This is a genomic window from Mesorhizobium sp. M4B.F.Ca.ET.089.01.1.1, from assembly GCF_004022605.1.
GTDB lineage: Bacteria > Pseudomonadota > Alphaproteobacteria > Rhizobiales > Rhizobiaceae > Mesorhizobium > Mesorhizobium abyssinicae.
In genome coordinates, this window is record NZ_RZOS01000284.1 from 1 (window position 1) to 7476 (window position 7476).

The 7476-nt window shown below is 65.4% G+C and carries 8 protein-coding genes; 3 read left to right on the forward strand and 5 right to left on the reverse strand.

Annotated features, from left to right (window positions below; all coding sequences use genetic code 11):
* The coding region (locus EN780_RS22775) for an NADPH-dependent FMN reductase (protein ID WP_133372678.1) at positions 1–430 on the forward strand (430 nt) is incomplete at its 5' end.
* Positions 431–587: 157 nt separating this feature from the next.
* Here the strand turns inward: EN780_RS22775 and EN780_RS22780 are convergent.
* Complete coding sequence (locus EN780_RS22780; protein WP_128275386.1) at positions 588–1508, reverse strand: SMP-30/gluconolactonase/LRE family protein; 921 nt, start codon at positions 1506–1508, stop codon at positions 588–590.
* A gap of 271 nt (positions 1509–1779) precedes the next feature.
* On the opposite strand from EN780_RS22780, the gene EN780_RS22785 reads away from it, so the two are divergent.
* The gene (locus tag EN780_RS22785) at positions 1780–1947 is read left to right on the forward strand and encodes a hypothetical protein (protein ID WP_128275384.1); all 168 of its coding nucleotides are present in this window, start codon (positions 1780–1782) and stop codon (positions 1945–1947) included.
* Positions 1948–2108: 161 nt separating this feature from the next.
* Here the strand turns inward: EN780_RS22785 and EN780_RS22790 are convergent, their stop codons facing one another.
* The 4 genes from EN780_RS22790 to ccmA form a co-directional block, all read right to left on the reverse strand.
* The gene (locus tag EN780_RS22790) at positions 2109–2693 is read right to left on the reverse strand and encodes a DsbE family thiol:disulfide interchange protein (protein WP_128275385.1); all 585 of its coding nucleotides are present in this window, start codon (positions 2691–2693) and stop codon (positions 2109–2111) included.
* Positions 2690–2881: a heme exporter protein CcmD gene (ccmD, locus tag EN780_RS22795; RefSeq protein ID WP_127393093.1), complete on the reverse strand. Its 192-nt coding sequence runs from the start codon at positions 2879–2881 to the stop codon at positions 2690–2692. The genes EN780_RS22790 and ccmD overlap by 4 nt, the downstream gene beginning before the upstream one ends.
* A 113-nt stretch (positions 2882–2994) precedes the next feature.
* Positions 2995–3660, reverse strand: a complete 666-nt coding sequence (gene ccmB, locus EN780_RS22800; RefSeq protein ID WP_127393092.1) for a heme exporter protein CcmB — start codon at positions 3658–3660, stop codon at positions 2995–2997.
* Between the two features lie 196 nt (positions 3661–3856).
* Positions 3857–4465, reverse strand: a complete 609-nt coding sequence (gene ccmA, locus EN780_RS22810) for a heme ABC exporter ATP-binding protein CcmA (RefSeq protein WP_127393098.1) — start codon at positions 4463–4465, stop codon at positions 3857–3859.
* A 284-nt stretch (positions 4466–4749) separates the two neighbouring features.
* On the opposite strand from ccmA, the gene acnA reads away from it, so the two are divergent.
* Complete coding sequence (gene acnA / locus EN780_RS22815; RefSeq protein ID WP_127393091.1) at positions 4750–7440, forward strand: aconitate hydratase AcnA; 2691 nt, start codon at positions 4750–4752, stop codon at positions 7438–7440.
* Positions 7441–7476 lie beyond the last annotated feature (36 nt).

Genomic DNA, 7476 nt, shown 5'->3' on the forward strand with positions numbered 1-7476 from the left:
CTATGACGGACTTGGCCGGCTGCCGATCTTCAACCCGGACGACGAGGGCGAGCGCACGCCACCGGAAGCGGCAGCGCTGATCGAGGCCGTCACGGCGGCCGACGGCGTCATCATCTCCTGTCCGGAATATGCCCATGGCGTGCCGGGCGGTCTGAAGAACGCGCTCGACTGGCTGGTGTCGCGCGACGCCGCCGTCGCCAAGCCGGCCATGCTGGTGCACGCCTCGCCGCGCTCGCTCTACGCCCGCGCCGCGCTCAGCGAGATCATGCGCACCATGTCTTTCGTCCTCTTTGAGGAGACGGCGCTGGAGATCGTCCTGATCGGCAAGAAGCCGCCGGAGATGGAGGCGATCTTGACGACGGCCGAGGACCGGCTGGCGATGCGCGCGGCGGTGCAAGGCTTCGCGACGTCTATACGCGGTCGAACATGAGGTCGTCATCCCAGGGCGAAGCAAGGAGCAAAGCGACGCAGCGCAGACCCCATGAGCCATGCCGTTACGCTAAAGCATTGCAACGGTTACAGAATTCTGTAACCGTTGCACCCGACGTCGAAGGTCACGGCATGGAGGAGCGCTCTCCGGCGAGCCGTCAATACGTCTTGGCGCCGTTGACCATCAGCCGCACCATGTAGAGCGACGTCGTGCCCGCGATGTAAAGGCAGTTCCGCTTGTTGCCGCCGAACACGCAGTTGGCGACGACCTCCGGCACCTTGACCTTGCCGATCAATGTGCCGTCCGGATCGTAGCAATGGACGCCGTCGGCGGCGCTCGTCCAGATGCGCCCGTCCTCGTCGACCCGGAAGCCGTCGAACAGTCCGGTCGTGCAGTCGGCGAAGACCTTTTCGCCGGAGACCTTCTTGCCGCCCTTGCCGACGTTGAAGACGCGGATATGCGCAGGGTTCTTGGCGCCGTGGGTGCGCCCGGTGTCCGCGACATAGAGTTTGCTTTCGTCGAGCGAGAAGGCAAGCCCGTTGGGCCTCACCATGTCGGTGATGACGGCATCGATCTCGCCGCTGTCCGGATCGACCCGGTAGACGTTGCAGGCGCCGATCTCGCTCTCGGCCTTGTCGCCTTCATAGTCGGTGTCGATGCCGTAGCTCGGATCGGTGAACCAGATCGAACCGTCGGACTTCACCACCGCGTCGTTGGGCGAATTCAGCCGCTTGCCGCGCCATTTGTCGGCGATGGTGATGATCGAGCCGTCATGCTCGGTGCGGCTGACGCGGCGGCCCGAATGCTCGCAGGTGACCAGCCGGCCCTGCCGGTCGACCGTGTTGCCGTTGGAATTTCCCGACGGCTGGCGAAACACGCTGACGCCGCCGTCGGTCTCGTCAAAGCGCAGCATGCGATTGTTCGGGATATCCGACCAGACGAGATAACGGCCGGCGGCGAACCAGGCCGGGCCTTCCGCCCAGCGGCATCCGGTGAACAGCTTCTCCACTTGCGCGTTGGAGTTGAACAACCGCGCGAAACGCGGATCGAGGATTTCGTAGTAGTCGGCGGCCGCCATGCATTTCCTCCCGGCATTCAGTCGGTCGCGATCAAGCCAGCCGGCGAGCGATATGGCAAGATCGGTGATGACGGCTTCACCGTCTCTTGAGGCCTTGGCGGCCTTCAATCAGGTTTGCTCGGCGGTAACGGCCGGTTAACCGGCTATGCGTTTAGCGCAATGGTGCATTGCAACATCTTCTTTTTGCAACGCACTATTCCTATGTCATGCTCCGTATCGATCAAGGGAGGAACAATTCGCCGCCAGAACGCGGCACGAAAGGACCCTCGTCATGATCTTCGAGAACTTTGTTTCCCGCGCTCGCACCAGCATCGCCAAGCGCAAGCAGTACAACCGCCTCGTCGCCGAAATCGACAGCTTCTCCAGCCGCGATCTGGCCGACATGCGCGCCGACCGCTCCGAGATGCTCTACCAGATCCACAAGCAGATCTACGGCTGAGTTTTTCGCCCCAACCAGCTCCGCGCCGTCAGGCGCGTTGAGATTCAGGTCAGGCCGAGTCGAGAATGGTGGATTCCGAGAACCGGAGCGGAGCGTACTTAGGTACGTGAGCACCGGAAGCGCGCAGGAAGCCGCGATTCGCAGGCCGCCATCACCTGATATCAATGCGCCGCCAGCGCCTTCTCGATCTGCGGCAAGAGCAGAGTTTCCGCAGATTCGGCCGTAATCGGCCCGACATGCTTGTAGGCGATCTTGCCGTCCTTGCCGACGACGAAGGTTTCCGGCACGCCGTAGACGCCCCAGTCGATCGCCGCCCGGCCCGCCTCGTCGACACCGATCGCCTGGTAGGGATTGCCGACCTCGCCGAGGAATCGGCGGGCGTTCGCCGGCTCGTCCTTGTAGTTCAGCGCCGCCAGCACGAAACGCTTGTCCTTCGACAGAGCGAGCAGCACCGGATGCTCGTCGCGGCACGGCGCGCACCATGAGGCAAAGACGTTGACCAGCGTAACCTTGCCGGCAAAGGCCTTCGAATCGAGCCCCGGCAAGGCGCTGCCTTGCAGCGGCGGCAGACTGGTCTGCGGCGCCGGCAGGCCGATCAGCGCCGACGGCACTTCCGACACGTCGCGGCCCGACAGGAGCTGCGACAGGAACAGCCCCGCCAGCCCGAGGAACACCAGCAGCGGCAAAAGCACGAACAGGCGCCGCCACCGCGCCGGCGTTCCGGCCTCCGTGCTCTCGCTGCTCATGATTTCGCGCCCTTGTCCTTGACGGCCTCGGCGCCCTTGTCGGAGCGCCGGCGCACGCCGGCGGCTTCCAGCTCGGCAAGATCGCGCTTGCGGCCACGCTGGTCGATGAGGATCCATGCGACCAGCGCGGCCAGCACCAGCGCCGTGATGGCATAGGCGGCCGTGACATAGAGCGCATGCGCGCTCATGGCAGCCGCTCCACGTGGATGCGGCTTTCCGGTCCGGCCATGTCGCCCTGTTCGATCATGCTTTCCCTTAGCCTTGCCGTTCCGGCTTCGCAATCGGCCGCCGCGCCGCAGCCTCAGTCCGTCCCGTGGCGCAGCGCCAAAGCCGCCGCCAGCGGTCCGAGCACGGCAAGAAACAGCGTCAGCGCGGCAAGAATGAGGAAAGGCTGCAGGAACGGCGCCGGGTCGGCCACCGCGCCATAGCTGGCCGAAACGCCGAAGATCAGCACCGGAATGGTGAGCGGCAGCACCAGCACCGAGATCAGCAGCCCGCCGCGTGGCAGCGCCACCGCGACCGCGGCGCCGGCGGCGCCGATGAAGGTGATGGCCGGCGTGCCGACGAGAAGCGTGAGCGCGGTCGCGCCGATGCCGGCCGCCTCCATGTTCATGAACAGCCCCAGCAAGGGTGCGGCGACCACCAGCGGCAGCACGCTTCCCGCCCAATGCGCCAGGCATTTCACCAGCACCGTCAGCGCCAGCATGTGGCGATCGTGGCCCAGCACCAGAAGATCGAGCGAGCCGTCCTCGCGGTCGGCCTGGAACAGCCGGTCGAGGCCGAGCAGGCAGGCAAGCAGGGCGGCGATCCACAGGATCGCCGGGCCGATGCGGGCAAGCAGGTTGAGATCCGGGCCGACGCCGAACGGGATGGTGGCGATGACGGCAAGGAAGAAGATGACGCCCGTCAACGCCCCGCCACCGGCGCGGATGGAGAGGCGGATGTCGCGCAGGAGGAGGGCTAGCATGGGTTGAGATGCCTGCGCCCAGGCCCCCCTCTCTGGCCTGCCGGCCATCTCCCCCTCAAGGGGGGAGATTGGATGTCACTTCGGCTTTCGCCAATTTTCAACATAAGGAAGCTGGCGGGGCGCGCGAACTGCCGATCTCCCCCCTTGAGGGGGAGATGCCCGGCAGGGCAGAGAGGGGGGTGCCAGAGCGCCAACCTCAACCGACTTCCCCCATCCTCAACGCCTTCGCCCCCTCCAATCCCAGCGGCAGATGCGTCGCCGCCACGATGATCCCGCCTTCCTCCAGATGCCCGCGCATCAACCCCGCGAACCGTTCCTCGGACGCCTTGTCCAGCCCCGCCGTCGGCTCGTCGAGCAGCCAGATCGGCCGGTGGCTAACCAGGAGTTTTGCGATGGATGCCCGCCGCCGCTGGCCGGTCGAGAGATAGCCAAACGGCAGATGGCCGATGCCGCCGAGCCCGACGGTCTCCAGCGCCTCGTCGACGCCGAGCGCCGGCTCGCCGCAGAAGTCGCGCCAGAAGCGCAGATTCTCCGCCACACTCAAGGCCGTCTTCATCGCGTTGAGATGGCCGAGATAGTGGACGGCCGCGGCGACCGTGGGGAAAGCCTCGCCGCCGCCTTCGACCTGGACCCGCCCTTCGGCGGCCCGCAGCAGACCGGCGATGACCCTCAGCAGCGTCGATTTGCCGGCGCCGTTTGGCCCGGTGACGACCAGCGCCTCGCCCTTCTCGAGCGCAAAGCCGATGCCGGCAAAGACCGTCTCGCCGCCGCGCTCGCCGCCCAGATTTTCGGCGATCAGCCGCATCATTGCCCGTTCCGAAAGCGCCGTTTCGCGGCCGTCGCCGCATCGCACAAATTTGCCTTTCGACTGTCTAGAACTATTCCAGGAAATTCTCTATATGCGGTTCATCCGTGCCAGCGGTCGGCTCGGGAACAGAATTAGCGCCGAACCAGCGCACGCGCCGCCTTGAACGGCTCGGGTTGCTTGGGAGCGGACAGCGGAAATGGCCGTACCCGCACCTTTGCGCGTGATTGCATGCCATCGGCGTCCGTTCCCTTTCAGGCTGAACAGACAAGGACGGATCGCACGTGTCAAAATCCCTGGACAGTTTCAAATGCCGCCGCACCCTGACCGCGGGTGGCGCTGACTATGTCTATTTCGACCTCACCGAGGCCGAGAAGAACGGCCTCGCCGGCATCGCCCGGCTGCCCTATTCGATGAAGGTGCTGCTGGAGAACCTGCTGCGCAACGAGGACGGCCGCTCGGTCACCAAGGAAAGCATCCAGGCGGTGGCCGGCTGGCTGACCGACAAGGGCACCGCCGGCGTCGAGATCGCCTACCGTCCGGCCCGCGTTCTGATGCAGGATTTCACCGGCGTTCCGGCGGTGGTCGACCTGGCGGCCATGCGCGACGGCATCAAGGCGCTCGGCGGCGATCCGGAAAAGATCAACCCGCTGGTGCCGGTCGATCTCGTCATCGACCACTCCGTCATCGTCGACGAGTTCGGCACGCCGATGGCCTTCGCCCGCAATGTCGAGCTCGAATATGAGCGCAACGAGGAGCGCTACAAGTTCCTGAAATGGGGCCAGCAGGCGTTCCGCAACTTCCGCGTCGTGCCGCCCGGCACCGGCATCTGCCACCAGGTCAACCTCGAATATCTCGGCCAGGTCGTGTGGACGAACAGCGAGGACGGCGAAACCACCGCCTATCCCGACACCTGCGTCGGCACCGATTCGCACACCACCATGATCAATGGCCTCGGCGTGCTCGGCTGGGGCGTCGGCGGCATCGAGGCCGAGGCGGCGATGCTCGGCCAGCCCGTCTCCATGCTCTTGCCGGAGGTCATCGGCTTCCGCCTCACCGGCAAGCTCAAGGAAGGTGTCACCGCCACCGACCTCGTGCTCACCGTTACCCAGATGCTGCGCAAGAAGGGCGTCGTCGGCAAGTTCGTCGAGTTCTTCGGGCCCGGCCTCTCCAACATGACGCTGGCCGACCGCGCCACCATCGGCAACATGGCGCCCGAATACGGCGCCACCTGCGGCTTCTTCCCGGTCGACAGCGAGACCATCCGCTACCTGACGATGTCCGGCCGCGACGAGAACCGCATCGCGCTGGTCGAGGCCTATTCGAAGGCCCAGGGCATGTGGCGCGACGCCGGCTCCGCCGACCCGGTCTTCACCGACCTGCTCGAGCTCGATCTCGGCGACGTCGTGCCGTCGATGGCAGGCCCGAAGCGCCCCGAGGGCCGCGTCGCGCTGGAAGGCATTCCGGCCGGCTTCGCCAAGGCGATGGAGACCGAGTACAAGAAGGCCGCCGAGATCTCCAAGCGCTACGCTGTCGAAGGCACCGACCACGATCTCGGCCATGGCGACGTCGTCATCGCCGCCATCACCTCGTGCACCAACACCTCGAACCCGAGCGTGCTGATCGGCGCCGGGCTGCTCGCCCGCAACGCCAACCGCGTCGGCCTGAAGCAGAAGCCGTGGGTGAAGACCTCGCTGGCGCCAGGCAGCCAGGTGGTCGCCGAATATCTGGAAAAATCCGGCCTGCAGAAGGAGCTCGACCAGATCGGCTTCAACCTAGTCGGCTTCGGCTGCACCACCTGCATCGGCAATTCCGGCCCGCTGCCGGCGCCGATCTCCAAGACCATCAACGATAAGGGCCTGATCGCCGCCGCGGTCTTGTCCGGCAACCGCAACTTCGAGGGCCGCGTCTCGCCGGACGTGCAGGCGAACTATCTCGCCTCGCCGCCGCTGGTCGTCGCCCATGCGCTGGCCGGCACGGTGACCAAGGACCTGACCACCGAGCCGCTTGGCGAGGACAGGAACGGCAACCCCGTCTACCTCAAGGACATCTGGCCGAGCGCGGCCGAGATCCAGGAGTTCATCGAGAAGAACGTCACGCGCGAGTTGTTCGCCCGCAAATACGCCGACGTCTTCAAGGGCGACGAGTACTGGCAGAAGGTCAAGGCGCCGGAAGGCCAGACCTATGCCTGGGACGACAGCTCGACCTATGTGCAGAACCCGCCCTATTTCGCCGGCATGACATCGGGCTTCGGCAAGATCGGCGACATCAAGGGCGCGCGCGTGCTCGGTCTCTTCGGCGACAAGATCACCACCGACCACATCTCGCCGGCGGGCTCGATCAAGGCCGCCTCGCCGGCCGGCAAGTACCTGACCGAGCATGGCGTCGGCGTCGCCGACTTCAACCAGTACGGCACGCGGCGCGGCAACCATGAGGTGATGATGCGCGGCACCTTCGCCAACATCCGCATCCGCAACCACATGCTGGGCGAGAACGGCCGCGAGGGCGGCTACACGATCCACTATCCCTCGAAGGAGGAGATGTCGATCTACGACGCCGCGATGGAATACAAGAAGGAAGGCGTGCCGCTGGTCATCTTCGCCGGCGTCGAATACGGCAACGGCTCCTCGCGCGACTGGGCGGCCAAGGGCACGAATCTGCTTGGTGTCCGCGCCGTCATCGCCCAGTCCTTCGAGCGCATCCATCGCTCGAACCTGGTCGGCATGGGCGTCATCCCCTTCGTCTTCGAGGACGGCACCTCATGGGCCTCGCTCAACCTCAAAGGCGACGAGCTGGTCGAGATCGACGGCCTGGACGCCATCAAGCCGCGCCAGAAGATGACCGCCAAGGTCACTTATGGCGACGGCACGGTGAAGAACATCCCGATCATCTGCCGCATCGATACGCTGGACGAGCTCGACTACTTCAAGAACGGCGGCATTTTGCAGTACGTGCTGCGCGATCTGGCAGCTTGATAAGGGAGTAGGGGAGTAAGGAAGTAGGGAAGAGAC

Bases quoted from the DNA above. Each gene is read 5' to 3' on its own strand.
- ccmA (WP_127393098.1), bottom strand. From the start codon at position 4,465: ATGCGGCTGATCGCCGAAAATCTGGGCGGCGAGCGCGGCGGCGAGACG.
- ccmB (WP_127393092.1), bottom strand. From the start codon at position 3,660: ATGCTAGCCCTCCTCCTGCGCGACATCCGCCTCTCCATCCGCGCCGGT.
- EN780_RS22780 (WP_128275386.1), bottom strand. From the start codon at position 1,508: ATGGCGGCCGCCGACTACTACGAAATCCTCGATCCGCGTTTCGCGCGG.
- EN780_RS22785 (WP_128275384.1), top strand. From the start codon at position 1,780: ATGATCTTCGAGAACTTTGTTTCCCGCGCTCGCACCAGCATCGCCAAG.
- EN780_RS22790 (WP_128275385.1), bottom strand. From the start codon at position 2,693: ATGAGCAGCGAGAGCACGGAGGCCGGAACGCCGGCGCGGTGGCGGCGC.
- ccmD (WP_127393093.1), bottom strand. From the start codon at position 2,881: ATGAGCGCGCATGCGCTCTATGTCACGGCCGCCTATGCCATCACGGCG.